At 35.5% G+C, this 26,660-nt stretch carries 26 protein-coding genes, 1 pseudogene, 2 riboswitches and 1 other annotated feature; of the genes and pseudogenes, 21 read left to right on the plus strand and 6 right to left on the minus strand.

All coding sequences use genetic code 11. The features are described 5' to 3' along the window. Positions 1-75: 75 nt before the first annotated feature. Complete coding sequence (locus NSS71_RS24100; RefSeq protein WP_341152105.1) at positions 76-468, minus strand: hypothetical protein; 393 nt, start codon at positions 466-468, stop codon at positions 76-78. Between the two features lie 812 nt (positions 469-1,280). Then, positions 1,281-1,799, minus strand: a complete 519-nt coding sequence (locus NSS71_RS24105; protein ID WP_341152106.1) for a hypothetical protein — start codon at positions 1,797-1,799, stop codon at positions 1,281-1,283. A 388-nt stretch (positions 1,800-2,187) separates the two neighbouring features. Then, positions 2,188-2,422 (plus strand) — a binding site (T-box leader). A 59-nt stretch (positions 2,423-2,481) separates the two neighbouring features. Here NSS71_RS24105 and NSS71_RS24110 point away from each other — a divergent pair. Together NSS71_RS24110 and NSS71_RS24115 are read left to right on the plus strand one after the other, a co-directional pair. After that, a complete protein-coding gene (locus tag NSS71_RS24110) occupies positions 2,482-3,831 on the plus strand; it encodes an amino acid permease (protein WP_095259364.1) in 1,350 nt (449 codons plus the stop codon). 279 nt (positions 3,832-4,110) lie between these two features. Continuing rightward, complete coding sequence (locus NSS71_RS24115) at positions 4,111-4,914, plus strand: SMI1/KNR4 family protein (protein ID WP_053215736.1); 804 nt, start codon at positions 4,111-4,113, stop codon at positions 4,912-4,914. Positions 4,915-5,102: 188 nt separating this feature from the next. Here NSS71_RS24115 and NSS71_RS24120 read toward each other — a convergent pair whose 3' ends face one another. Beyond that, positions 5,103-5,225: a helix-turn-helix transcriptional regulator gene (locus NSS71_RS24120; protein ID WP_141231720.1), complete on the minus strand. Its 123-nt coding sequence runs from the start codon at positions 5,223-5,225 to the stop codon at positions 5,103-5,105. Between the two features lie 377 nt (positions 5,226-5,602). On the opposite strand from NSS71_RS24120, the gene NSS71_RS24125 reads away from it, so the two are divergent. Further along, on the plus strand, positions 5,603-5,998 hold the full coding sequence (locus NSS71_RS24125) for a VOC family protein (protein ID WP_047943333.1): 396 nt from the start codon (positions 5,603-5,605) through the stop codon (positions 5,996-5,998). 536 nt (positions 5,999-6,534) lie between these two features. Here the strand turns inward: NSS71_RS24125 and NSS71_RS24130 are convergent. Both NSS71_RS24130 and NSS71_RS24135 read right to left on the minus strand, forming a co-directional pair. Continuing rightward, positions 6,535-6,675 (minus strand): hypothetical protein, encoded by a 141-nt coding sequence (locus tag NSS71_RS24130; protein WP_156485486.1) that lies wholly within the window; start codon positions 6,673-6,675, stop codon positions 6,535-6,537. 363 nt (positions 6,676-7,038) lie between these two features. Then, positions 7,039-7,383: a hypothetical protein gene (locus NSS71_RS24135; protein ID WP_047943334.1), complete on the minus strand. Its 345-nt coding sequence runs from the start codon at positions 7,381-7,383 to the stop codon at positions 7,039-7,041. A 182-nt stretch (positions 7,384-7,565) separates the two neighbouring features. Between NSS71_RS24135 and NSS71_RS24140 the strand changes: the two are divergent. The 14 genes and pseudogenes from NSS71_RS24140 to NSS71_RS24205 all read left to right on the plus strand — a co-directional run. Continuing rightward, positions 7,566-7,702: pseudogene (locus NSS71_RS24140) on the plus strand (SMR family transporter); the annotation flags it as partial. Between the two features lie 487 nt (positions 7,703-8,189). Further along, positions 8,190-9,686: a BglG family transcription antiterminator gene (locus NSS71_RS24145; RefSeq protein WP_047943335.1), complete on the plus strand. Its 1,497-nt coding sequence runs from the start codon at positions 8,190-8,192 to the stop codon at positions 9,684-9,686. Next, positions 9,676-10,110 carry a PTS sugar transporter subunit IIA gene (locus tag NSS71_RS24150; RefSeq protein ID WP_047943336.1) on the plus strand — a complete coding sequence of 145 codons (435 nt, stop codon included), beginning with the start codon at positions 9,676-9,678 and terminating at the stop codon, positions 10,108-10,110. Before NSS71_RS24145 ends, NSS71_RS24150 begins: the two co-directional genes overlap by 11 nt. 11 nt (positions 10,111-10,121) lie before the next feature. Next, on the plus strand, positions 10,122-10,439 hold the full coding sequence (locus tag NSS71_RS24155) for a PTS fructose transporter subunit IIB (RefSeq protein WP_047943337.1): 318 nt from the start codon (positions 10,122-10,124) through the stop codon (positions 10,437-10,439). 17 nt (positions 10,440-10,456) lie between these two features. Continuing rightward, positions 10,457-10,909: a PTS sugar transporter subunit IIA gene (locus NSS71_RS24160; RefSeq protein WP_235850147.1), complete on the plus strand. Its 453-nt coding sequence runs from the start codon at positions 10,457-10,459 to the stop codon at positions 10,907-10,909. Positions 10,910-10,952: 43 nt separating this feature from the next. After that, positions 10,953-12,044, plus strand: coding sequence for a PTS fructose transporter subunit IIC (locus NSS71_RS24165; protein ID WP_047943339.1), 1,092 nt, complete (start codon positions 10,953-10,955; stop codon positions 12,042-12,044). A gap of 122 nt (positions 12,045-12,166) precedes the next feature. Next, positions 12,167-12,859: a D-allulose 6-phosphate 3-epimerase gene (alsE, locus tag NSS71_RS24170; RefSeq protein ID WP_047943392.1), complete on the plus strand. Its 693-nt coding sequence runs from the start codon at positions 12,167-12,169 to the stop codon at positions 12,857-12,859. A 117-nt stretch (positions 12,860-12,976) separates the two neighbouring features. Then, entirely contained in the window at positions 12,977-14,977 is a 2,001-nt protein-coding gene (tkt, locus tag NSS71_RS24175; RefSeq protein WP_336044553.1) for a transketolase, read from the plus strand. Between the two features lie 490 nt (positions 14,978-15,467). Further along, a complete protein-coding gene (locus tag NSS71_RS24180; protein ID WP_047943341.1) occupies positions 15,468-15,839 on the plus strand; it encodes a DUF956 family protein in 372 nt (123 codons plus the stop codon). 453 nt (positions 15,840-16,292) lie between these two features. Continuing rightward, positions 16,293-17,264: a mannose/fructose/sorbose PTS transporter subunit IIA gene (locus tag NSS71_RS24185; RefSeq protein WP_047943342.1), complete on the plus strand. Its 972-nt coding sequence runs from the start codon at positions 16,293-16,295 to the stop codon at positions 17,262-17,264. Positions 17,265-17,298: 34 nt separating this feature from the next. Continuing rightward, positions 17,299-18,105 carry a PTS mannose/fructose/sorbose transporter subunit IIC gene (locus NSS71_RS24190; protein ID WP_047943343.1) on the plus strand — a complete coding sequence of 269 codons (807 nt, stop codon included), beginning with the start codon at positions 17,299-17,301 and terminating at the stop codon, positions 18,103-18,105. A gap of 17 nt (positions 18,106-18,122) precedes the next feature. After that, on the plus strand, positions 18,123-19,034 hold the full coding sequence (locus NSS71_RS24195; protein ID WP_047943344.1) for a PTS system mannose/fructose/sorbose family transporter subunit IID: 912 nt from the start codon (positions 18,123-18,125) through the stop codon (positions 19,032-19,034). 123 nt (positions 19,035-19,157) lie between these two features. After that, entirely contained in the window at positions 19,158-20,174 is a 1,017-nt protein-coding gene (locus tag NSS71_RS24200) for an oxidoreductase (protein WP_047943345.1), read from the plus strand. A gap of 159 nt (positions 20,175-20,333) precedes the next feature. After that, positions 20,334-22,007, plus strand: coding sequence for a ribonuclease J (locus NSS71_RS24205; RefSeq protein ID WP_047943346.1), 1,674 nt, complete (start codon positions 20,334-20,336; stop codon positions 22,005-22,007). Positions 22,008-22,111: 104 nt separating this feature from the next. Here NSS71_RS24205 and NSS71_RS24210 read toward each other — a convergent pair whose 3' ends face one another. Continuing rightward, the gene (locus tag NSS71_RS24210; RefSeq protein ID WP_061801103.1) at positions 22,112-23,383 is read right to left on the minus strand and encodes an FAD-binding protein; all 1,272 of its coding nucleotides are present in this window, start codon (positions 23,381-23,383) and stop codon (positions 22,112-22,114) included. Between the two features lie 215 nt (positions 23,384-23,598). Next, positions 23,599-23,685: riboswitch (cyclic di-GMP riboswitch) on the plus strand. A 127-nt stretch (positions 23,686-23,812) separates the two neighbouring features. On the opposite strand from NSS71_RS24210, the gene NSS71_RS24215 reads away from it, so the two are divergent. The 4 genes from NSS71_RS24215 (at position 23,813) to NSS71_RS24230 (ending at position 26,617) form a co-directional block, all read left to right on the plus strand. Continuing rightward, entirely contained in the window at positions 23,813-24,181 is a 369-nt protein-coding gene (locus NSS71_RS24215; protein WP_047943348.1) for a hypothetical protein, read from the plus strand. Positions 24,182-24,236: 55 nt separating this feature from the next. Further along, the gene (locus NSS71_RS24220) at positions 24,237-24,947 is read left to right on the plus strand and encodes a hypothetical protein (protein ID WP_235844557.1); all 711 of its coding nucleotides are present in this window, start codon (positions 24,237-24,239) and stop codon (positions 24,945-24,947) included. Positions 24,948-24,993: 46 nt separating this feature from the next. Continuing rightward, positions 24,994-26,181 carry a methyl-accepting chemotaxis protein gene (locus tag NSS71_RS24225; RefSeq protein ID WP_047943349.1) on the plus strand — a complete coding sequence of 396 codons (1,188 nt, stop codon included), beginning with the start codon at positions 24,994-24,996 and terminating at the stop codon, positions 26,179-26,181. Positions 26,182-26,275: 94 nt separating this feature from the next. Then, positions 26,276-26,352: riboswitch (cyclic di-GMP riboswitch) on the plus strand. 100 nt (positions 26,353-26,452) lie between these two features. Further along, a complete protein-coding gene (locus tag NSS71_RS24230) occupies positions 26,453-26,617 on the plus strand; it encodes a hypothetical protein (protein ID WP_336044551.1) in 165 nt (54 codons plus the stop codon). The last annotated feature ends 43 nt before the right edge of the window (positions 26,618-26,660 follow it).

Below are 26,660 nucleotides of genomic sequence, written 5' to 3' on the forward strand. Positions count from 1 at the left end.
ATAGAGAAAGGTGAATTTGAGTGGACTCAAATTCACCTTTCTCTTTATTAGAGGCTAGTTATGTCCCACCTTCTTTTAGTTTATCTTATCGATATAATTTTTACTTCTATCATTAGCAAATATGATTCTACAAATCTCATCTATAATAAATAAACCTAATGCGATTAAGAATGAATAAACAGTTAGAAAATATAGTAGAAAAATTGGAAGTAGCCCAAAAAATAAATGTAAAGTTAATGCAAAGAAAAACCTTGCTTCTTTAAATTTTCTTGTTAAAAATTCAATTAAAATGGTTATAGGAAATCCATAAAAGGTAAGTCCGATGAGAACATACAATGTTGAAATATAAAGGTCACCTAGTACGTCTCTTTCTTCTCCTAATAATGCACTGGGGGGAAGAATAATAGTGATTAGAGTGACTGCTATAACAAAAGTTATACCTGTCGCAACTATTTTTCTTTTTATCATAACCAAATCTCCTCATTTCACCTACAATTTTCCGTTAATTATATCACAAAATTCCAATTGTTGGGAAATTTGTGATAATAATAATACTTACCATAAACACAGATCTTTTATTGTATTTTCACATAAACACACCGCCTCGGCTGTTAAGTAATTCTTCTTCTTAGAAATGAGCAAGGGGCTTTTTTTAATTACTTTAAATAAACCTCAAAGAAATCGAGGACTTTTCCGCCATAAGGTCCTCGATGCTAACTAAGCTAGAGAATTACTCAATATTAATAAACAGAGATTAAGTCAATTAGTCAAAACAAGGTAGAATAGTACCAATCAAAGAAATATCTAGAAATAACCTTTATTTAAAGCAACAGGTCCTTGTCTTAAAAAAAGAATTAGAGGCAGCTAGAAAAATATATGGTACAAATAGAAAAGGTTTACTATATATTTATCCTCCAAAGATTTCCATTCCGCATATTGAAGGTTTTATAGAAACATTTTAAATATCTTTTTCATACCTAACTAAAAGGCATGCAAGAAGAATGTATGGTCTAAGTCGGGAAGAGTTGTAGAGAGTATTATAAAAAATATTATTAGCTTTGCCCAATTTTTACCCAACTTTAGAATAAATAATGGTAAAAACAAATAAAGTAAGAGGAATGTTTCTGGATAATATGTTGAGGGATTAACAAGGTAAATACAATTAGATAAAAACATATAAAAACGTAAATTACATGGGCGGCATGATGTAATCTGCCCCTTGAACCCTTGATAGATAAGGATTTGTTGGTAAGATGAGAGTGATTTGCTAACATAGAGGTTTATAACGGAGGCTTCTCATTAGTTCTGTGAACTTTTGGGAAGCTTCTTTTTTCTGTCTTTAGTAATGTGAAGATAAACTTGTGTAGTTGTTTCATCTTCTTTATGTCCCAATCGATCCATGATATGAAGTAATTCAACTCCTGTCTGCTAAAAGAGAAGTGTGTGTCTGCTTTAATGAATGAGGGCTTAATGGTTTTTTTGTGGATATCTGGCGTTTTCTTTAGTAAGCTCTCCATTCGGTTTTCAATTGTCTTAATAAAATGTGGATAACCAAAATAAGGCGCATTTAGTCTTCCAAAAACGAAATCTTTATCATAATAGTCTTTCCCTAATTGTAGTTTTATTTCCTTTTGGGGAAGTTGATGTTTTTTTAGTGTATTATTAACTTCTTCTACTTCTATTTTTCGAATTGATCCTTTTTTTGGAGGAATTAGTTGAAAGTTCTTTGTATTATAATACGTTTTATTAACGTTAATGGTATGTTCTTCAAAGTCAATATCTTTCCATTTAAGGGCCATATCCCCAGCTCGCAATCCAGTCCAAGCAAGAGTTAAGAAAATTACATAGTCATCTGGATGTTCCGAATTTTTAGCTGCATCAAGGAATATTTTTAACTCATCATTTTCAAGGTGAAGGTCATCTTTCTCTTTCCAAAAGAAAGATTGTGAAGAATTGACTTAGTCACTAACCGGGGAGCTTTACTTGTTGCCGCTTGCAAGTTTTCCCGGGGATTAGGCATCAGATTATATTTTAGATAGTATTTTCCTGATTTATTTATATAACTATGTCACCACATTTTTCTTATGATTTGTTTCTTTTAATTTATTATCTTGAAAAAAATATTGACAAATTCACGTATTGTCCGTATAGTATTGGATATTATAAAAAATATTCAGATATAATTTTCACAACGCAAAGATCAGGAGTAGTAAAAGCTCATTATTCGGTTAAGAGAGCTGCGGGTTGGTGCAACGCAGTCCAATGATACTTTGAACTTGCCTGGGAGTGGTAAAGCGAAAGATTAGAGTTCATCTATTCCTGGTTTTAACGATTGACCTTCGTTACAAGGTTTTTAAAGTAGGGTTCGAAAAGGGCCAATAAGAGTGGTACCGCGGTAAGCTTAAGGCATATCGTCTCTTTCTTCATAATCAAATGAAGAAGGGACGATATGCCTTTTATGATTTTTTTGGAGGTTAGGATATGGAAACGGATAAACGGAATTTACAAAGGACAATGACTTCAAGGCATATTACGATGATGGCATTAGGTGGAGCCATTGGGGCAGGTTTATTTAAAGGAAGCAGTTCAGCAATTGATATGGCAGGTCCATCCACAATAATTGCCTACTTGATAGGGGGCATCATTCTATTATTCATCATGCAAGGTTTAGCTGAAATGGCGGTCCGTAATAGCGGTGCAAGAACATTCAGGGATCTTGTCCAATCTATTTTAGGAAAGTATCCTGCCTATTTCCTTGATTGGATCTATTGGAAAATGTGGGTATTGAACATCACGGCCGAATCAATCGTTGCGGCTATTTTCATTCAATATTGGCTGCCTGAATATCCAATCTGGATACTGGCATTAGCTGTTTCGGTGTTAGTTACAGCAATCAACTTGCTATCAGTAAAGGTTTTTGCTGAAACGGAGTACTGGCTTGCTTTAATTAAAATAACCGTCATCATTGTGTTCATCATGGCTGGATTATTGTTGCTGCTCGTTACTTTTGGTGATCATACAGCAGTTGGTTTCTCTAACTTGACTGATCATGGCGGTTTCTTTCCGAATGGATCAACTGGTTTAATCACGGCGATGCTGGTGGTAATTTATTCATATGGCGGGACAGAAATTATCGGGGTCACATTGGCAGAAACGAAAAATCCCGAAAAAGTAGTTCCAAAAGCCGTTCGGAGTACATTGGTCAGAATCATTTCTTTCTATATCATTCCATTTTTTATCATTGTTAGTTTAATTCCTTGGAACGAAGTAAACGGGGTGCCTGAAAGTCCGTTTGTGATGGTCTTTCAAATGATAGGGATTCCAGGTGCTGACCATATTATGAACGCCGTTGTTCTAATAGCGATTATTTCATCGATGAATTCTGGATTGTATGGTTCATCCCGCGTTCTATATACGCAAGCCGTGGACGGCCGCATTCCGAAAATCTTTTCAAGTTTATCGAAGAAGAAAGTTCCTGTTTTTGCAATATTAATTTGTACTTCTACTTTATTTGGCGGTGTACTGATTTCCTTATTTGCTGGAAGCAAGACCTTCGATTTTCTGATGGGATCACTGGGATATACCGTATTATTCATCTGGTTGATCATTGCCTTCGCCCATTTGAAATCACGTAAACAACAGCCTGGAAAAACAAGCGCCTATTCAGTTAAATGGTTCCCATATACGACTTGGGCTGCGATTATCGCTTTAATTATGATCCTGATTGGAATCATTCTCACGACATCCATCATCGTAACGATCATAACACTTTTCATCTACATCTTTATTACCTTAACGTATGTATGGAAAAGACGCCTTAACAAAATCTAGCAGAAGTGATAATTAAATAGTTCAATAGGGAGCGAAAATTTCTTATAAAAAAGTCAAAGAGTTATTAATAGATAATCCATTTTGAATAATCTTTCTTCAAAATGGATTTTTTGTATTCTTTGATAAAATAAAAAGCAAATATATTTTAATCAATCTTTATTTCGAAGCTACAGAAAGGAATATCTATCTATAATAAAGAAAACTCCTATTAGTAAGTAGTAAGGAAGGGAGGAAAGAAAGTATGAACGGACAATTTTTAAAAAAAGAGGGAGAAAAAATATGAATATTTGGAAGGGTGGGGCTAATGATTATACGTTAGATGACTTAGTTCAAGATGATATTATACTTGCAGAAAAACATTTTAATGTAAAATTACCTAAATCATATATTGATTTATTAAAAATTAAAAATGGTGGAACATTACAATATAATGCGCTACCATTCAAACAGAATCATGAGGAAGATGACAATTATATTATAATAGAGTATTTATTTGGAATTAAGCAGGGTGAGGGAATATTTCAAACGAAATACTTTGTGGAAGAATGGCAAATTGAACGAGAAAATATAATAATACTTAGTGGAGAGGGTCATGAGTGGCTAGCATTAGATTATAATGAGTCTTCTTCTAATCCAAGTGTAATTTACATATTTTCAGAGGAAAATGAATTTATCCGCTTATTCGATTCATTTGATGAAATGTTAGATAATTTGTACATATATGAGGAAGAGGAGGAAGAAGTAGATGGTGCTATCGTTTTCACCTTAGAAGAAGCCAGAGAACTAATAAAAAGTAGTGATACTACGGATGTTTTAAATGGTATCAGTGCTTATGAAAAATTATATGGTGAAGATGGAAAAGTTCTTAATGAACAACTTCAGAATTTATTAGTTTTAATAAAAAGTGAAAATGAAATTATTTCAAATGAAGCAGGAAGATCTGCATGGTATTTAATAACCTATGAGTTAACAAACGATAAACAATTCATAAATAAAATAGTAAGAATATATGAGGAAAGTACAAATCCAGTATTTAAACTATTTAGAGAACAGATATTAGAATATATAGAAGGTAATAAGTAATTGGATATTATATGTATAGCAAAACAGTCATCGTAAAAGATGACTGTTTATTGTTTGTAGGAGAAATTTGGAAATTGGAGCATCTTGGTTGGATCAGCAACACTAGCAGAGGGTTTTTAGTCTTCCAAAATATACAAGTTATTTACAATATGATTAAGTATTTTAGTGATCTTATAAGCCTTTTATATTCAAGGGTAATCCCTATTATTTTCAAAATCGTTCAATTGCTGATGAGAACTTCTTACCTGTTGAGCAACATATTTCTGCATTAATCCTTTAGCCTTTCTTATTACACCTATCTGAGATTTCATATTTTAAACTTCCTTATGGCTAACTTCCTATTTATTTTCATTATTCCAACATTATTCCTTCTGTCTTATAAAAGTATGTAGATAACGTAATTTATTATAAAAAAGCCAGCATGTATTTGTAATATGAAGCTTCCAGTTAAAAAACAATGGATAATTCATTCCTAACTAAAAGGCATGTAAGAATGGATGGTCGGAGATGAGAAGAGTTGCAGAGAGCATTTTAAAAAGGAATATTAGCTTTGCCCAATTTTAACCAACAAAAAACAAATAAAATATTTTTCTAAGGATATTCTCAAAGAATGTTGTTTTTAAATAATTGTAGCTCTAAAATTATCTGATAAAATAATCGATATAGATTTAGAAAAGGAGGGCATCCATTGTCAAAAGGTCTTATTCACCATATTGAAATATATGTTTCAAATTTGAAAAGTTCAATCGCTTTTTGGGGGTGGTTTTTAGAGGAATTAGGATATGAGTCTTTTCAGTCGTGGGAAAGTGGACATAGCTGGAAAATTGGAGAGACATATATTGTTTTCGTACAAGCAGAAGAACGGTTTATGGACATACCTTACCATAGATGTCGGGTAGGACTAAACCATTTGGCATTCCACGCAAGTTCTCGTCAACAAATAGACGATATGACAAGAAAGTTAGAACGAAAGGGTGTTAAGATCCTTTATACCGACAAACATCCCTATGCAGGAGGGGAAAAACATTACGCGGTTTATTTTGAAGATCCGGATAGAATTAAGGTTGAATTGGTAGCCCCTTGACCACTATATTTATAGAGCTTTTAACATCTCAACAGTTGTGTAACTGGATTTTTGACATGCTAAAATAGTATTTCATTAAAGAATAGAACATTTATAAGGAATAAAAAGTGATGGAAAAACTCCATCACTTTATAGGCTTCTCATCAGTTCACCAAGCTTTTGAGAGGCTTCTTTTTTTCTGTCATTAGTAATGTGTATGTTCCTACCGGTCCATGATTTGAAGTAATTCATTTCCTGCTTCTGCTAAAAGAAAAGTGTGTATGTCTTAATGAATGAGGGGTTAATCGTTTGTGGATAGCTGGCGTTAATGGTATGTTCTCCAAAGTCAATACCTTTCCACTTAAAGGCTTATAATCCTCCAGCCCGCAATCTAGGTATAGGCAAGAATTAAGAAAATTACATAGTCATTTGGATATTCGAGCTTTTGGCTGCATCAAGGAATATCATCATTTTTAATCCTTCGGGGAGAGAAGGAAAGGCATAATTGTTTCATAAAAGTAAATCAATAAAGGTTCCAATGTATTACTGTACAAAATTTAATAAGCCCAGCACGGAACTGGATGTTCTGAACCACCACAGTCAGAAATCATTGGTTTCACATCTGAACCAAATACTGGTGATGACACAGAGAAAATTAATCCAAAAACCATTGTAATTTTCAAGAGATTTTTTTTCATGAATTCACCGCCTTTCAAACGTAATAAGTATATTTATGGTATATCAAATACTGGAATTATTAAAGGAATAGAATTCCACAAAAAACTAAAAGATTCGACATGAAGTGAAAACAGATAACTAAAGTGAAGCAAGGAGGAGTAAAGTTGGCTAAGGTTTTAGACGATGTCGTGGGAGTATGGTGTTTTTGTTTGATATAGAAAATGAAGACATCGTTTTCATGAAATTAACAAGAATTAGATACGGAAATATGTGATGGACGAAAGCTAATAGTTAAACGTAAGGAAAGTAGATAACAGCTGTGCAATCGGAAAGAAAAGCTCTAATTTAATACAAAAAGCGTGAGAGAATTCACGCTTCTATTATTACTGACGTTTTTTTAATTGGAGATTCCCTTTAAAGATAATAACAGCATTGAAAGCTTCATATAAAGCATAAACGGGATAGCAAAATGCTAGGAAAATTATTGCTGTGGGGATTTTTTCCACAACAGGAAAGAAGTTAGTTAAAATGTTTTTGACAGTGACACCAAGTAAAATAAAGAGAGGAATTATGATTATTGCTACTAAAATTAATATTGGTGTCATCTTCGTTTCTTTTAACTTGGCCTTACAATGCGGGCATTTCATATTAAATGGTGATGGAAAATCTTCAAAATGTTCGATTGTAAGAGATTTATTACAGTTAGGGCATGGGGTAGATGTTTTCATAATTCATTTCTTTCTCCTTAGTATAGTTTTAAATACATTATAAGTTGTAATTATTTTAATAGAAAGTAAATTTTATACAAAAATCAACTTAAATGAACAGTACAAAACTTATCCGCAGAAAGGAGAGTAAGAGATGATCAATAAAGAAGTATGTTGACGAGAACTTCTAGACTATAGTTGGTTTATTTAGCTCAGGGTTTGGCTTACGTTTTATTTTACTTGCCTATGTAATGGAAATCCAATGGGAACAGCGTATGTAATATGGACTGGAATAGGTGCATCTGGAGGACCAATTTTAGGAATGGTATTATATAATGAAAGGAACAGAATTTGCTATTAATCAAAGTTGTGCGGACATGGAAGAAGATGAAAACCCTATATCAACCAAATAGAAAAAATTCGCAGGATTTACAATCATAATTTAAAAGAATTAGTATAAATAAAATCTTGCCAAATGGCAGGGTTTATTTTATTTTTGTATTTTTGGTGATCTTAAGAAATATAAGCTACTAAAAAGGAATCTTCCTGTAGAAAGGATATGACGGTATCAATGTTTAAAAAAAAGACGCCTAATAAGTTCGCTGAACTTATTAGGCGTCTCTGTTTCTTTTTATAACATGAATAAACACACTACAGGTGTAGAAGGGCTTTGTCCACCATAAACCATTTATGCATAATGCTTTGTCAGTCTGACGATGGAAAGAAATCACCTAAAGATTCTATGAAAAAATGACCGTTGCAACGGTCATTTTCCAGCGAAGCGTATGTTATTGTATAGGTTAATATAATAGCAAGGAGGCAAGGAGATGAGTTCTAAAAGTAATTATGAACAAGATCTGTTACTGTTTCTTTCAAAGACTCAAGGATATGTTACTTCGAAGGAACTCCTTGAAGTACTAAATGTTTCTCAAAAAACAGTCTATCGTTTAGTAAATAAAATTAATGACGAGTACGAGGATGGCCCTTTAATCATATCTGAAAGAGGGAGAGGATATAAACTAGATTACGAAAAATTTATTCATGCACAAAAAAGCAATTATAAAGACAAGAAAATGCAGTTTTCTCCTCAAGAGAGACGTAAACGAATAATGGAACAACTATTATTGTCTTCGCCGAAACCTATAAATGTTTATCATTTATTTAGTGACTATTATGTAGGAGACTCTGTTGCTTTTAATGATGAACAAATAATGAGTGAAGAGCTAAAAAAATACAATTTAGTTTTAGAGCGAAAAAATAGAACTTTAGCCATTCTTGGGGATGAAGTGAATATTAGGAAGGCAATTAAAGATATTATTGAGATCTTTCATATTATTGATATTGATGATTTAAAGCGGAATCCGAAATTAAATTTTAATCAATACGATGTCTTATTTATATTGGAGCAATTGAGAAAGATGGAAGAGGATTTAAACATAACGATTCCTTATCCATATAATGTGAATATTTTTTCTCATTTATATATACTTTTGAGCCGATCAAGGAAAGTTCCTATCAGGTTATTTACTGATGAGATTTCTTCTAAAGAAATGGAAAACATGCAGCGAGATATTTTGTATCCGCTTGCTAAGATGATTGTGCAGAATATCGAGAAATATTTGAACAGTCCTTTGCCAGATATGGAAGTGTATTTTCTTTATCAATATCTAGTGTCATCAAGAATGCAGGGATCGCATGCTATTACTTCTACTTTTTCATCAGAAGTGATTAGAGTAACGAAGGCCTATATTGAAGGAATGAGCACCAGCTTAGGAATGGATATAGACAGCCAGTGTCAGTCTATATTTGTCGATTTAGCCAATCATATTAAACCAATGCTGAATCGATTGGAGCACAAGATTCGGGTTAAAAATAATTTGTTAAGTCAGATTAAGTTGACGTATGAAGAAGTATTTATGGGGGTAAGGAAGGTTTCTGGATCGATTAGTGAAAAATTCAACTTACCAGCGATAAATGATGATGAAAATGGTTTTATCACCCTCTATTTTGCAAAGGCGCTGGAAACGAGACAATATCAGCATCCAATCAAAACATTAATCATGTGTACAACGGGAATTGGAACTTCAGAACTTCTAAGAGCAAAGGTTTCCAAGAAATTCCCCGAGTTAGAAATAGTGGATGTAGTGGCATCACGAAATACACAGATATTAAAAGAGAAGTACTCAGATGCTGAATTGATTTTAAGTACAGTTCATATGAAGGAAGAAGTAGCTATTCCTTATTTATTAGTGAGTGCAATGTTTACAATGGATGATCAGAAGAGACTTCAGGGAAAAATAGAGGAAATTTACCATGGATATTAATTCAATCTATCAAGTTTATTTTAATTGTGAGTTAAAAACAAAAGAAGAAGTCTACTCTTTTATTTCTAAGATTGTTTCACAAGATAATCCTATATCAAAAGAGGAAGTGATCCATCAATTAAATGAGAGAGATAAAATAGGCAGTACGTTAATCGCAGAGCATGTAATGCTGCCACATATTGAAAGTGATCAACTCAAGAAAAGTCAAATTCTATTTATTCGTTTAGTAAATCCAATCATAACATGGGATCAGTCAAAAGATATCTGTCTAGTGATTATTATTTTATTAAAGAAAAATGAAAGCGTTAATATAAAGAAACGCATCTCTTCATTTATCCGATCTTTTGCAGATGAAGAGTATCTAAACCGCTTATTGAAAAGTCATGAAGAAGAAGAATTCAGCGAAGAAATTATAGGATATTAGGAGGAATAATCATGAAAATAGTTGGAGTTGCAGCTTGCACAGTTGGGATTGCCCATACGTATATCGCACAGGAAAAATTAGAGAATGCTGGAAAGAAGGCAGGTCATGAAATTCATATTGAAACACAAGGAACGATTGGAATAGAGAATGAATTATCGCAACAGCAAATAGCTGAAGCAGACATCGTAATTTTGGCTACAGATGTCAAAATCGCAGGAAGAGAACGGTTTGACGGAAAGCGAATTATCCAAGTCACCACAGAGATAGCTGTTAAATCACCAAATAAACTAATTGAAAAAGCAGCAGAGGTTGTAAGTCAAAAGAAATAATCGTAAAAGGAGAGAGAATGATGGAAGTAAACAACATTGTAGATATAAATACAATCAAAACCAACATGAGCGCTAAAAGTAAAGAAGAAGCTATTCAGGAATTAGCTGAGGTGTTACTTGAAAACAAGTACATTAAAGATATCGAAGAGTTCACAAAGGATATTTATGCGAGAGAAGCAATCGGACAGACTGGGATAGGCAATTATATTGCTATTCCTCATGGTAAAAGCGATTCTGTTGAAAAAATAGGGGTAGCCATTGGTATAACGCAAGAGGAAATTGCTTGGGAGAGCCTCGATGGAAAGGGTGTAAAAGGAATCATTCTGTTTGCTGTTGGAAACGATGACGGAGCACAAAGTCATCTGAAATTATTATCATTATTTGCTAGAAAACTAGGAAATGATGAAGTCATTAAGAAGATGCTGCAATCCAAAAATGCGGAAGATGTGAAAGAAGCTTTATGTAGCTAAGAAATTTATGGAGAGAGGTCTTTAATTAAAAGGAGGGTTAATAATGAGTGGAGTAAAAAAATTAAATTTAAAAGGCCATTTATTAACAGCAATTTCATTTTTGATTCCAATTGTTTGTGGAGCAGGTTTCTTAATCGCAATTGGTATGGCTTTTGGCGGGACTAGTCAAGGTACCTTAGTACAAGGGGAATTTAACATATGGGATGCATTAGCAACAATGGGTGGAGCAGGTTTAGGGTTATTACCTGCCGTTATTGCAACAGGGATTTCTTATTCCATTGCTGGTAAACCAGGAATAGCTCCAGGATTCATTATTGGTTTAACTGCTAACGCGATTGGTGCTGGATTTATTGGTGGTATTTTGGGAGGATTTTTATCAGGTTATCTTGCTATAGCAATTATAAAACATTTTAAAGTTCCTAGCTGGGCTAAAGGGTTAATGCCAACCCTAATTGTTCCATTCTTCACATCCATTATTGGTGGATTAATCATGGTATACATTATCGGTATCCCGATTGCTGCCTTTACATCCTTATTAACAGATGCATTAAACAGTTTAGGAACCTCCTCTTTATTAGTATTCGGCGGAATTGTTGGTCTATTGAGCGGAATTGACTTTGGCGGTCCAATTAACAAGACTGTGTTTGCCTTCGTATTAACCATGCAGGCAGAAGGAATTAATGGGCCGATCACAGCTTTACAATTAGTAAATACAGCAACTCCAATTGGATTTGGATTAGCTTACTTTATTGCAAAAGTCTTTAAGAAAAATATTTATACTCGATCAGAAGTAGAGACATTAAAGTCAGCGGTGCCAATGGGTGTTGTTAATATCGTTGAAGGGGTAATCCCAATTGTTATGAATGATATCGTTCGTACTGTAACAGCTGTAGCCATTGGAGGAGCAGCTGGCGGAGCAGTAACAATGGTGTTAGGAGCAGATGCAACAGTACCATTTGGCGGCGTATTTATGTTACCAACTATGTCCAATCCTTGGGCGGGTGTTGCAGCTATTCTAGTGAATGTAGTCGTTACAGGATTAGCGCTTGCCTTAATTAAGAAAAACGTAAAAGAAGACGAACAAGTAGAAGTGGAAGAGGAAGATATTGATTTAGATGATATACAAATTCTTTAACTAAATGCACGGACCATTAACTGATATACCAGTAAAGCTAAGTTTTATTAGTTAATAAGTTTGGTTTAAAAAAAGAGCATTAATTTAAAGAAAATAGCAGGTTTGTGGAGGTTTAGCAAATGATGAAAAAAGTAGGATTTTCACCATCCTTAATGACTATGGATTTAGATAAATTTAAAGAACAAATCACATTTTTAAATCAGCATGTAGATTCTTATCATATTGATATTATGGATGGGCATTATGTGCCGAATATTACTTTATCCCCTTGGTTTATCGAGGAAGTACGGAAGATAAGTGATTTACCTATGTCTGCCCATCTTATGGTTACAAATCCAAGTTTCTGGGTTCAACAATTGATTGATTTAAAGTGTGAATGGATTTGCATGCATGCGGAAGTACTTGATGGTTTAGCTTTTCGTTTAATTGATCAAATACATGATGCTGGGTTAAAAGCTGGAGTAGTACTGAATCCAGAAACGCCTATTGAAACAATTTTTCCATATATTGAATTAGTAGATAAAATAACCATTATGACAGTGGATCCAGGGTTTGCCGGGCAGCGTTTTATCGAAAGCACATTAGATAAAATTGTAGCATTAAGAGAATTACGAGACAAAAAGGGATATCAATATGTTATTGAAATGGATGGTTCCTCTAGTCGAAAAACATTTAAGAGAATTGATGAAGCTGGTCCTGACATTTATATCGTCGGCCGCAGTGGCTTATTTGGAGTAAATGAAGATATTGAAAAGTCATGGGAAATTATGTGTCAAGATTACAAGGACATGACTGGGAAAGAAGTAGAATCCTAATTTTTTAAAGGGGTGGGGGAAGGAAACCCGCCTCTTTATTCATTGTAAAATCCTTTTAAATAAATAATAGATATTCAGAAAAACAAACAATTTAAAAAATAAAGGAGCTTTATTAAATTGACTACAAACCAATTGATTGACCAATTAGCTATTAACACTATTAGATTATTATCCATTGACGCAATTGAACAAGCGAACTCTGGTCACCCAGGAATTGCAATGGGGGCTGCTCCAATGGCTTATACGTTATGGGCAAAAGAAATGAATATAAATCCTGCTAATCCTAAATGGCTGAATCGTGATCGTTTTATCCTGTCGGCTGGTCACGGTTCAGCCCTGCTATACAGTATGCTTCATCTATTCGGATATGGGCTGACGATTGAGGATTTAAAGAATTTCCGTCAATGGGGAAGCAAAACACCTGGACATCCTGAATATGGACATACAGAAGGAGTAGAAGCGACAACAGGCCCGCTTGGTCAAGGTATCGCGATGGCGGTTGGTATGGCAATGGCAGAAAGTCATCTAGCTGAAAGGTATAATAAGGAGAATTTCCATATAATAAATCATTTTACATATAGTCTTTGTGGCGATGGGGATTTAATGGAAGGGGTATCTGCGGAAGCAGCTTCCCTAGCAGGGCACTTAAAGCTAGGTCGTTTAGTTGTGCTATATGATTCTAACGATATTTCACTAGACGGGAATCTCAATCTATCTTTTTCTGAAAGTGTAGCAGATCGATTTAAAGCATATGGATGGCAAGTCCTGCGCGTAGAAGATGGTAATAATATTGAAGCTATCCAAAAGGCAGTGAAAGAAGCAAAGACAGATTTAGAACGACCTACTTTAATTGAGGTTAAAACAACAATTGGTTTTGGTTCACCTAATAAGTCTGGTTCCTCGGCGAGTCATGGTGCACCTCTTGGGAAAGAAGAAATTGAATTAACGAGAGCGGCTTATCAGTGGGAAGCAAAAGAACCATTTTTTGTACCAGAAGAAGTAGAAAAGCATTTTGCGAGTATCAGAGAAAAAGGAAAAGCCATAGAGCAAGCGTGGAATGAACAATTTGAGGAGTACAAAGCAACCTATCCTGAACTTGCAGCGCAATTTGATAGTGCTGTAAAAGGCGAACTTCCTATAAACTGGCGAAAGGATCTGCCTATATTTGAATCAGGATTAAAAATAGCAACGAGGGAATCTTCAGGAAGAGTATTAAATGCAGCAGCAAATGCCATTCCACAAATGATCGGTGGTTCAGCTGATCTTGCAGGATCTAATAAAACTTTGATTTCATCGGAAAAGAACTTTGCGTTAGATGGTTATGAAGCACGCAATATTTGGTTTGGTGTTCGTGAATTTGCAATGGGTGCCGCATTAAACGGGATGGCTCTTCACGGTGGAGTGAAAGTATTTGGAGCAACCTTTTTTGTTTTCTCTGATTACTTACGCCCAGCGATTCGCTTAGCCGCACTGATGAAGTTACCAGTTACTTATGTATTTACACATGACAGTATTGCAGTCGGGGAAGATGGGCCGACACACCAGCCAATCGAGCATCTTGCGGCATTAAGGGCAATGCCTGGTATTTCAGTCATTAGGCCAGCAGAGGCGAAGGAAACGGCGGCAGCATGGCGCTTAGCACTTGAAAGTCAAGACCATCCGACTGCTTTAGTGTTAACTCGCCAAGATCTTCCAACTCTTAAGGCTGATCAAGAACAAGTGTATGAAGGGGTAAAAAGAGGCGCTTATGTTGTATCACAAGCAAAAGGAAAAGTAGTTGGTCTGTTACTTGCTACGGGTTCAGAAGTAACCCTTGCTCTTGATGCACAAGAAGTGTTAGAAAAGGAAGGCATATATGTTTCTGTTATAAGTATGCCAAGCTGGGATCTTTTTGAACAACAACCAGCAGATTATAAGGAAAGGGTGATTCCTAGTCATATAACTGCACGTGTGGCAATCGAATTAGGCTCTAGTTTAGGTTGGAGAGAATATATTGGACATAATGGAAGAATGATTACCATTGATCATTTTGGTGCATCCGCTCCAGCAAATAGATTAATGGTGGAATATGGATTTACAGTAGAGCATATTGTAGAGACATTTAGGAGCACCCTCTAATGGATCATCACCGATTGAGGAAGGCTGAAAAATAAACAAGATAGCGATTTGGTTATGATTTGTATTTTATGCATATCGTATCTGATATTAATTCCTCATTTCCTGATCAAAAGAAAAAAGCGAAACCAATTTTAGTCCTATTATGGTCAAATAGACAGCCCTAAAAATACTCTCCATGCGTGTCGATGTTGTAAAATCGGCACGCATGATTTCAAACTTTTTTTAAATACGTTCGGAAATAATAATTATCCGTGAACATATAGATTGGAGCATTCCCAACCAATATTTAAAGTGGAGCATTCCACTTCCAATATTTGATCAACATCATCAAAACTATTTGCTAGTAATTCTAAAGATATCGCTGAATACAATAGCTTCTTAATTGCATAATCTAAATTCTTAAGTTAATGTGAACTCTCCCAGAGTATTTGCTTAAAGCAAAAAAACACGTATAATTATTAGTATTAAAAGATAGAAATGGAGTAAACAAATGGTCCAATCAATTAATACAAAAGTCGATTTAGTTATGAATGCAACTTCACACACAGGAATCTCAGAATATGGGAAGATTATGATTGGGGACAAGGGCTTTGAATTCTTTAATAGCCGTGATGCTCGCAAGTTTATCCAGATTCCTTGGGAAGAGGTAGATTATGTAATTGCTTCCATCATGTTCAAGGGGAAATGGATCCCGCGTTATTCTATCCAAACGAAGCGAAATGGGACGTATACATTTTCTTCTAAAGACCCGAAAAAAGTTTTACGAGCAATTCGTGAGTATGTTGATCCGAAGCGTATGGTTCAATCGTTGAGTTTCTTTGATGTTATTAAACGCGGATTAACGGGTAAGTCGAAAAAATAACAGATCCGCAGTAGAAAGGATAGAGGAAAAAAATATATTGCAATTAGGAATCTCAGCATTGTTTTTGAGAGAGGTTTTAAGAAAATGATAGCGGAATCAAAAAAATAAATTTCCCTATTGAAAGAGAAAATCCAGTGTGCTATAATTTTTTTTGCAAGCTTACTAAAGTGAAGCAGAAGGATATTAATTACTCCGTTTAAAGCGTTTACAGAATAAATTGAATAACTATCGTCATTATTTTACGTGTTACTGATTCGATCAGGCATGAGTAAAAAAGTATGATTGAATGAAGAGAATAGGGGCATTCTATACCTATAAATTCATTTAAATCGACTTTTTACTCATGCCTTTTTTATTTTTATCAAACACTGTAATCGCTTATATGTAATCGCTTTAGATGAGTTGGAAAAATGCAGCTTGATAGCTGTAAAAATAATAATGGGAGGTAAAAAGATGGTAGGAATTATCATTGCTAGTCACGGTGAATTTGCCAGTGGTATCTTGCAATCTGGAGCAATGATCTTCGGAGAGCAAGAAAATGTAAAAGCTGTTACATTGATGCCAAGCGAAGGACCTGCAGATGTAAAGGCAAAAATGCAAGAAGCAATCGCCTCTTTCGATAACCAAGACGAAGTACTATTCTTAGTTGATCTTTGGGGTGGAACTCCTTTCAACCAAGCCAATAGCTTGTTTGAAGAACACAATGAAAAATGGGCAATTGTTGCTGGTATGAACTTACCAATGTTGATTGAAGCTTATGCATCACGCTTTACAATGAACACTGCACATGAAATTGCCGCACATATTTTAGGAACAGCTAAAGAAGGAGTTAAAGTAAGACCTGAAGCTTTAGAACCAGCAGAAACAGCTGCTAATACGACTGCTCAGCCAGTAAGTGCAGGTGCTCCTGGAAAATTTGAATATGTGTTAGCACGTATTGATTCTCGTTTACTTCATGGGCAAGTAGCAACGGCTTGGACAAAAACGACACAGCCTACCCGTATTATTGTTGTCTCTGATGAAGTAGCGAAGGATGAACTTCGTAAGAAATTAATCCAACAAGCTGCTCCTCCAGGAGTAAAAGCACATGTTGTTCCAGTGAAAAAAATGATCGAACTTGCAAAAGATGATCAACACTTTGGTGGTCAACGCGCTTTACTACTATTTGAAAATCCACAGGATGCTCTTAGAGCAGTTGAGGGTGGTGTTCCATTGAAGACAATCAACGTAGGTTCTATGGCACACTCACCTGGTAAAGTTCAACCGAATAAGGTGTTAGCTTTTAACCAAGACGATATTGATGCATTTGCGAAGTTAAAAGAAGCTGGTTTAAGCTTCGATGTACGTAAAGTTCCGAATGATTCAAAAGGTAATATGGATGAAATAATCAAGAAAGCACAAGAAGAGTTAAATAGACGAAAATAATCCGAATATCAAAGAAAAAGGAGGATTAATAAACATGGATTTGAATATGATTCAAATATTATTAGTCATTATTGTAGCGTTTTTAGCTGGTGTTGAAGGAATCCTGGATGAATTCCACTTTCACCAACCAATCATTGCCTGTACGTTAATCGGCTTAGTTACAGGAGAATTAGTACCATGTCTTATCTTAGGTGGTACCCTTCAAATGATCGCTTTAGGTTGGGCGAACATTGGGGCTGCCGTAGCACCGGATGCTGCATTAGCATCAGTTGCATCTGCCATTATTTTAGTTTTAAGCGGTCAAGGGGATGCCGGTGTATCCTCTGCCATTGCGATTGCAGTTCCACTTGCAGTTGCTGGTTTATTATTAACTATCATCGTTCGTACAATTGCAACAGGATTGGTACATTTGATGGATGCGGCGGCGAAAGAAGGAAACATTAAAAAAGTTGAACTATGGCATATTTTTGCGATCATCTTACAAGGATTACGTATTGCTATACCAGCTGCGTTAATTATCGCTATTGGGGCAGGTCCTGTGAGTGACTTACTTACAGCTATGCCAGATTGGTTGACAAACGGTTTAGCAATCGGCGGGGGAATGGTTGTTGCTGTTGGTTACGCAATGGTTATTAACATGATGGCTACAAAAGAAGTATGGCCATTCTTTGCGATTGGTTTCGTATTAGCGACTGTTTCACAAATTACACTTATTGGTCTTGGGGCTATCGGTGTGGCTCTTGCTCTTATCTATCTTGCGCTTTCTAACAAAGGCGGCTCTGGTAATGGCGGAAATGGGAACACTGGTGATCCACTAGGCGATATTATCGATAATTACTAAGAAGGAGGGGACAGAAAATGGAAAAAGCATTTAAATTATCAAAAAAAGATCGTATTTCGGTTTGGTGGCGTTCCACGTTTATTCAAGGTTCTTGGAACTATGAACGTATGCAAAACGGTGGTTGGGCATTCGCCATGATTCCTGCAATAAAAAGATTATATAAATCAAAAGAAGATCGTGCGGAAGCGCTAAAACGTCACTTAGAGTTCTTTAATACACATCCTTATGTCGCTTCACCTATTCTTGGTGTAACATTAGCGCTTGAAGAAGAGCGTGCCAATGGAGCACCAGTGGATGATAAAGCAATTCAAGGGGTTAAAGTCGGAATGATGGGACCATTAGCTGGTATTGGAGATCCAGTTTTCTGGTTTACAGTGAAGCCAATCCTTGGTGCTTTGGCTGCTTCTCTTGCTTTAACTGGTAATATTCTTGGACCAATTATTTACTTCTTTGCTTGGAACCTTATCCGCATGGGATTCACTTGGTATACACAAGAAGTTGGCTACAAAGCTGGTTCAAAAATTACGGATGACTTATCTGGTGGGTTGCTGCAAAACATTACAAAAGGGGCATCGATTCTCGGGATGTTTATCCTCGGTGCACTCGTAAACCGGTGGGTATCGGTCAAATTTACCCCTGTAGTATCGTCAGTAGAGCTTGATGAAGGTGCTTATATTGATTGGGATAAATTACCTGCTGGAGCAGAGGGGATTAAAACCGCCTTGGAACAGCAAGCTGCTGGTCTTTCATTAGATCCAATAAAAGTAACAACATTACAAAGTAACTTAGATAGCTTAATTCCTGGTTTAGCTGGATTATTGTTAACACTTCTTTGTATGTGGCTGCTTAGAAAGAAAGTTTCTCCAATCGTTATGATTCTTGGCTTATTCGTGGTAGGTATTGTATTCCACCTAATTCACTTAATGTAAGTAAGACAATATAAAAGAGAAAAGCACCTCCTAGTATGATTTTTTTAGGAGGTGCTTTTCACATGACAAATAGAAAGAAAAATGGGATAAATAGTATAATAAATAAATTTTTAGGAGGCTGCTATGCTTACTATTGGTTATATTGGAAATGGGAAAAGCACAAACAGATATCATCTGCCGTTTGTATTACAAAGAGAGAATATCAAGGTAAAAACAATTTATCAAAGAAATCCAAAGCATGAAAGCTGGGATCGAATTGCAGGAGTCAATTATACATCTGATTTAAATGAATTACTAAATGATAAAGACATTCAATTAATTGTTATTTGCACAAGACATGACAGTCATTTTGAATACACTAAATTAGCACTAGAACATAATAAACACTGTTTAGTTGAAAAACCTTTTATGGAAACTGCCCAGCAGGCCAGAGAAATATTTGCATTGGCGAAAGAAAAGAATTTAATTGTGCAGGCGTATCAAAATAGACGTTTTGACAGTGATTTTCTGACTGTGCAGAAGGTCATCGAAGAAGGCAAATTAGGGGACTTGCTGGAAGTGGAAATGCATTATGATTATTACCGTCCGGAAGTGCCAGAATCTGCAGAGACTTTTAATCCTGCGGAGTCATTTTTATATGGACATGGCTGCCATACGCTTGATCAGGTCATCAGCTATTTTGGCAAACCTGATCATATTCATTATGATGTAAGGCAATTATTAGGACAAGGAAGAATGAATGATTATTTTGATTTAGATTTATATTATGGGAAGATGAAAGTGTCTGTAAAGTCTAGTTATTTTAGATTGAAAGAAAGACCAAGCTTTGTCGTTCATGGAAAAAAGGGATGTTTTGTGAAAGAAACAAAAGATCGTCAAGAGGAACATTTAAAATTATTTTACATGCCGGATAATAAAGATTTCGGGATAGATACGATAAAACACTATGGAGTATTAACCTACATTGATGATGAAGGGACAATCCATGAAGAAACAGTGAAATCGGTAAACGGCGATTATGGAAGAGTGTATGATGATTTATACAAAGCGATTATAAATGGGGAAGATAAGACCATAACAGACGAACAAACGTTATGGCAAATGGAAGTATTAGAAACTGGCATAAAAAACTTAAAATAGTGAATTTTGGATTAAGACCCCTTATTGGGGTTTTTTCTTTTTCTGCAGGAGCCTTTTCTTTAAAGTTTCTTAAGCAATAGATGTGTTTCTCTTCTTTTTGCATGAAAGCTAAATAAAAAAGAAATAATAACAATATTTAGTGCGATAAGGAGGAGAATAATGAAAGTGGATGAGAATGCTTTGTCGTTTTTTGCATTAGGCGGAATAAATGAAATCGGAAAAAATATGTATGTCGTTCAATATCAGGATGAAATTTTTGTTATTGATTGTGGAGGGAAATTTCCTGATGAAAGCTTATTGGGTATTGATTTAATAATTCCAGATATAACCTATTTGGAGGAGAATCAAGATAAAATAAAAGCTTTAATCGTTACCCATGGTCATGAAGACCATATTGGTGGAATCCCCTATATTCTAAGGAAATTAAGCATTCCTATTTATGCTACAAGATTTACCTTAGGTTTAATAGAGCTTAAAATCAATGAGCATAAGCTAAACGGAGAGACAAAATTAATAACTATTGATTCTAGCTCCAAGCTAGAGTTTGGAGAAGTGCAAGTTTCCTTTTTTAAGGTAAGTCACAGCATCCCAGACTGTCTTGGAGTTGTTTTCCACACCCCAGAAGGAAATATTGTTCACACAGGTGACTTTAAATTTGATTTAACCCCGGCTAATAACCAATATGCTGATATACATAAAATGGCGGAAATCGGGCAGCAGGGAGTTTTAGCATTAATATCAGAGAGCACAAATGCAGAACGAAAGGGGTTAACTCCTTCTGAACAAATGGTTGGTTCTCATTTAGATGAAGCCTTTATGAAAGCAGATGGGAAAATTTTCATTTCGACATTTGCTTCGAATGTTAATAGAATACAACAAGTAGTAGAGTCTGCTATAAAAACGAATCGTAAATTAGCATTGCTTGGCCGCAGTATGGTAAATGTGGTGAACGTTGCTATAGAACGTGGCTATCTTCATATGCCGGAGGGAATGTTAATTGATGTCAGTCAAGTAGATCAACTGCCAGTAGAAAAAGTTGCCATTCTCTGTACAGGTAGTCAAGGAGAACCAATGGCTGCTTTGTCACGTTTAGCAAGTGGGAACTTTCGCGATGTTACAATATATCCGGGGGATACCGTGATTCTAGCAGCATCTCCAATCCCTGGAAATGAAAAAGACGTCTCTAAAATCATAGATAATTTATTTCAACTTGGGGCAAAAGTAATTTATGGTTCTGGCAGTACAACCGGTATGCACGTTTCCGGTCATGGTTATCAAGAAGATTTAAAGCTAATGTTAACCTTAATGAAACCAACCTACTTCATTCCCATTCATGGAGAATCTCGTATGCTCTACCATCATCGAATATTAGCAGAATCAGTGGGAGTGGAAAAAGAGAATACTTTTATTATTAAAAATGGAGAAGTTGTCGATATCAAAAATGGAGTAGCCCGTCAAACACGCTTTGTCCCAGCAGGAGACACATATGTAGATGGGATGGGTGTTGGGGATGTTGGCGATATTGTGTTAAGAGATCGAAAGCAGTTATCGGAAGATGGGATGCTTGTTGTTATTATCACCATCAGCAAGGGCGACAGGAAGATTATTTCTGGCCCAGATACGATTACGAGGGGATTTGTTTATGCCCGTAACTCTGATGAATTACTGAAGGAAGTAAACCGTTTGGTCAAAAAGACTGTCAATGACTTGCAATCAGAGAATATTCATAAATGGAATGTAATGAAACAAAATATTAAAAAATCAGTTGGCCAGTATTTATTTAATCAAACAAAGAGAAAGCCGATGATTCTTCCGATTATTATTGAGATTTAGGATGAAAAAATTTATATTTTCTAAAAAGCAATGGGGGCAATAGATTAAGCATCCATTGCTTTTTAGTTTAGAAGCAGCCTAGCGACATTTTATTGTAAACGGATTCAATTCTGTTCGTTAAAAATATACCTATTCATAAAAGTATTGCGGAACTTACCTTGTGGGTCATACTTCATAAGTAAATGCTGGAATGCGGGCATTTTTTCATATAGCGATTGTATTTTGGAAGGGGCAGTAGTAAATAGCTTCCCCCAATGTGGCTTTGCTTGAAAAGGCTCGAGCTTGGATTCGATTAGCGGGAGTACTTGCTGAACTTCTTTCCACTTATCTTGCCAAGTAAAATGAATAGCGACGGAATCCTGTTTATAGGATGGACTTAACCAAAGTTCGTCCTTCGCAATTGTCCGCACTTCAGAAATAAATAAAAGGGGTGCAATGTATTCACGAATGTCACTAAGGGCACAAAGAGCGTTATAGGCATGTTCTCGCGGGAAAATATATTCACTTTGCAGCTCTTGTCCCTTACTTGGAGTGAAGTCCATTCGGAAATGTGGCATGCGGTCAAGCCAATCTCCTGGAACACCGAGCTGTGCCGTGCAATTAGTTGCAGCGACTCCTCGTACTGGATGAAGATTTTCTTTGGCTGCTTTTGCTCCGTAAAAGTCATCACCTAGTGAAAAAGTCTGGTCATTTGTCAGCTTGCTCTTTAACCACACTTGATTAAATGTTTCGTTCTGCCAATCTGTAAACAGACTGACACTATAAGCACTGGAAGAAATGATATCAAAATGATCAGCTATTTGAGCGAATGGAAGATTTTCATAAACATCTTGCCGCATTTGATGACTTGGATGAATAGCTAAGGTTAGTTTTGTAACAATACCAATTCCTCCTAATCCAACGACTGCACCATGTAATTCCTCTTCTGACTTTTCTCTTGAAAAAGTTATGATACTACCGTCCGCTGTAACGACTTCCATAGCGGAAACTGCAGCAGATAAATTTTGATTGCGATTACCTGAACCATGTGTTGCTGTGGCACAAGCTCCAGCAATCGAAATGTGTGGTAGGGATGCAAGATTATGTAAGGCATAGCCATGCTGCTGAAGCACTTGGCATAGATCTCCATACTTCATTCCTGCTTCTACAGTTACTGTTTTTTCTTCCCTATTAATAGCAATAACTTTATTCAGTTTTTGCAAAGAGACGATATTCTCGTCTGAATCTGCGATGTTATTAAATGAGTGGCGAGTTCCAATTACACGAAGCTTTTTTAACTTTAAAACTAATTGTTGAATTTCCTCCACTGATTCTGGTTCGTGCCAGTTCGTCGTGCTATATTGATAATTACCTGCCCAATTCCTTTTTAATCCCATAACTTCACTCCTTTATTGGGTTTTTTATACATTTTAACTATATACGCAAGGAGAGAGAATTTTCAAATATTATCGTTTGGAAATCACAAGGTAATTAGACCTATTTTTTGTTTCTTTTATGTGAAGAGAAAATCCTGGTATCGACAAAAAATGACAAGTTCCTTATAATGGAATAGTAATATGTATACATGCTATTAGAACTATTGTTTTCCTGAAATTGAAAAAAGCAAACTTATCGAAAGGTAAGGACGCAAAGCTACGAGTCTAAAATCCTCTTGGATAATGATAGTCGGGTTGCCAGGTATACTTTAAGCAATTATTTGGCTATCCCTATTTATGTATTAGGATAGCTATTTATTTTTACTTTGGATTCGTGGGAGAACAATAAAAAATATAAACTAAACAAACTTATAGAAAAGGAGATTCGAGATGATTGTTGTAGACAAAAAGAAGTATAAAATGGAAATAGATGAAAACTCAAAAGAAGTACGTGTACAGGTACATGGGTTGATGAGAGAGGAAGACGCAGAGGGGTATATGGTTGATTTACAGGATACGATAAGTAAAGTATCCAAAAAAGACTATACTTTTGTCGTGGATGGTACTCATCAAACGCCCGTTCCATCAAAGGTGGTACCTCAGTTAGAACAAACAATGCAATTTTACTCTAGCTTAGGTTTTAAGGATGTTCTTGTAATTAAACCTTCGTCTAAAATTGCCCAAGTGCAAATTAGAAATGCCCTAGAAAGAATTGATTTTGCAGGTACATTTATTGATCGTGCATCTCATTCTAAGTAATGCCAGGTTGTAAATAGAAAGCTGTTTTTAATCGGATTTGAAGGGGAGTTATGAAGTGAAAAAGGTAGAAATGTCGTATAAATATGAAATTATAACAAAGGAACAAACGGATCTAATCGAAAAGGCTGCTGACTGTCTTGCAAGCTCATTTATTGGAGTAGATATAGCTGGGAAATGGGTTCAAGAGCCAATGGTTGGTCAATTAAATATAGGCTATGATGATTTCTATCAGTTCACGAAAGATTATATAGATGCTACTGTGGAGCAGGGATATTGTGCAGTCGCTATAGATAATAATCAAAAGGTTGTTGGTGTTCTTGCTGGAGATACTAATGCGCCAGAGATTATTGGGGAAGATGTATTTGAAGGCACCTTTTTAGATATGAATGTTATTCTACATGTTCTTGAAGATGTAGATAAACGCTTTATGGAAGATTATAAGCAGCGTACTGGAAAAGAACTGCAGGATGGCGAGATACTTCATTTATTTATGTTAGGAGTAACTGCTGAACACGAGCGTCACGAAATTATTAAGCAATTAGGAAATAAATTAATAACGAAAGCATCTGAACAGGGATTAAAGGCTGTTGTTGGAGAAGCAACTAATCCTAAGTCTATACGTGTAATGGAAAAATATCACAATATGAAAAAATATAAAGATGTTAAAGGAAATTATATTGTTCATAGATATCAAGAAAATAGTAGATTAAAAGATATTCCTGCAACAATCGCAGACGGCACATATATCATTATGAAAGAACTTTAAAATTTCAAATGTCTAAACAAATATATAAATAGGAGAGTTATTTATTATGGAGGCTATATTGCTAGGTATTATTGTTATCTTATTGGTTACCACCGTGTATTTTGCTTATCGATATTTTACATTGAAAAACCATCCTCATATTAATAAAGAAATAATGAACGGGATGAAAGAAATAGCGGCAGGTAATATGAGCAGCAAAGTAGAAGGAGCAAGTTCTTATCATGCTACCTTTAATCAAGTAATTGAATTTTTAGAGCATGTGAGGGGAAAGTTCTTTTCTTTTTCCAAAAACGTACATAAAAAGGGAGAAAGTTTAACGGAGATCGGTGAATACGCGATGGAAAAGGCGGACATTGTAAGAGCTGCAATTGATGAGGTTGGCAGAGGTTTGCAGAAACAATTAGTCGCTACAGAGGAAAGCGCCCTTTCAATGGAGGAAATGGCTCAGGCGATTGAAGATTTGTCCATAAGATCCAATCAAATTTCTGAACAGTCCAATACTACGTTAGAATTAACGCAAGAGGGAGACGAAAAGTTAAAGGACTCTTTAGTGAAAATGAAGCAATTTAACCAAACAATCAATACGACTTTTCATGCGATAAATAATCTTGGTGAAAAGTCTAAAGAAATTGGTACAATCGTAAAAGTAATTACAGGGATTTCTGAACAAATTAATCTATTGGCATTGAACGCAGCAATAGAAGCAGCTCGGGCTGGTGAACACGGTAAGGGATTCGCTGTTGTAGCAGACGAAGTACGAAAATTGGCTGAACAGTCCCGTCAGTCCTCTTCAGAAGTATCCAATATTGTGAAAAATATTCAAGAAGAAACGAATATAGTTGTCAAATCAATGCAGCAGGGCACAGAAGAATTCAAAGAGACAAATACGAACATTCTAGAGGTTGGAACAATGTTTGAACAGATTTTGTCTACGACAAAGGTTATTGCGGAAAATAATGAAAATTCTTCTGCAAGTACAGAAGAATTATCGTCAGCTTCTCAACAAATCATGGCAACAATTGTACAGATAGCTTCTATCTCACGGGAATCGGTTGAAATGTTTGAGGAATTAATCGAAATCAGCGATGATGAATTACAAACAATTCAAAATTTAGTACAAGAAGCCGAAAATCTTTTAGAATTGAAAAATGATGTGGATAAACTATTATCTACGTGGAATCAAGAATCAGCACAAAACCCACATGCTGAAGGTGATGTTAGTGTAGCGGTTTAAGCTAGAAAAAAAGCTTCTCATCGGTAATCAAACTTGTGAGAAGCTTTTACTTTCATTCCACTTTTAACGTAAATAACAGTATTTTGTTATATTCCTTTGAAAATAGCAAACTCATTGAAACATGAGGACGCAAAGCTGCGGGCCAATTTCCATGGCAGCCGGGTTGCCAAAAAAGGCTGGATATTTGCTAATAAGCAATATATTGCTTTTTTATGTCCTCTTTCGTGTGGACTTTTTTATTTGGACTTTTGTCTCTAGCAGAAGGGAGTATATGCTGCAAAAGTGGAAAGGGAGTAATTATGTCACAACAAGAGCAATGGAGAGCAAAAATAGGATTGGCAGGGTAAGAATATGTATTTTTTACATCCTGTTGAAATACATTGTTCCTATTGTCCTAATTATCGTTATCTTAGACGCAGCAGGCCTATCAGGTTGATTATTACTTTGTTAAATAATAAGAAGCATTCAGGAGGTCAAAT

This window comes from Niallia sp. FSL W8-0951, from assembly GCF_038006525.1.
In the GTDB taxonomy this organism is placed as follows: Bacteria; Bacillota; Bacilli; order Bacillales; family Cytobacillaceae; genus Niallia; species Niallia circulans.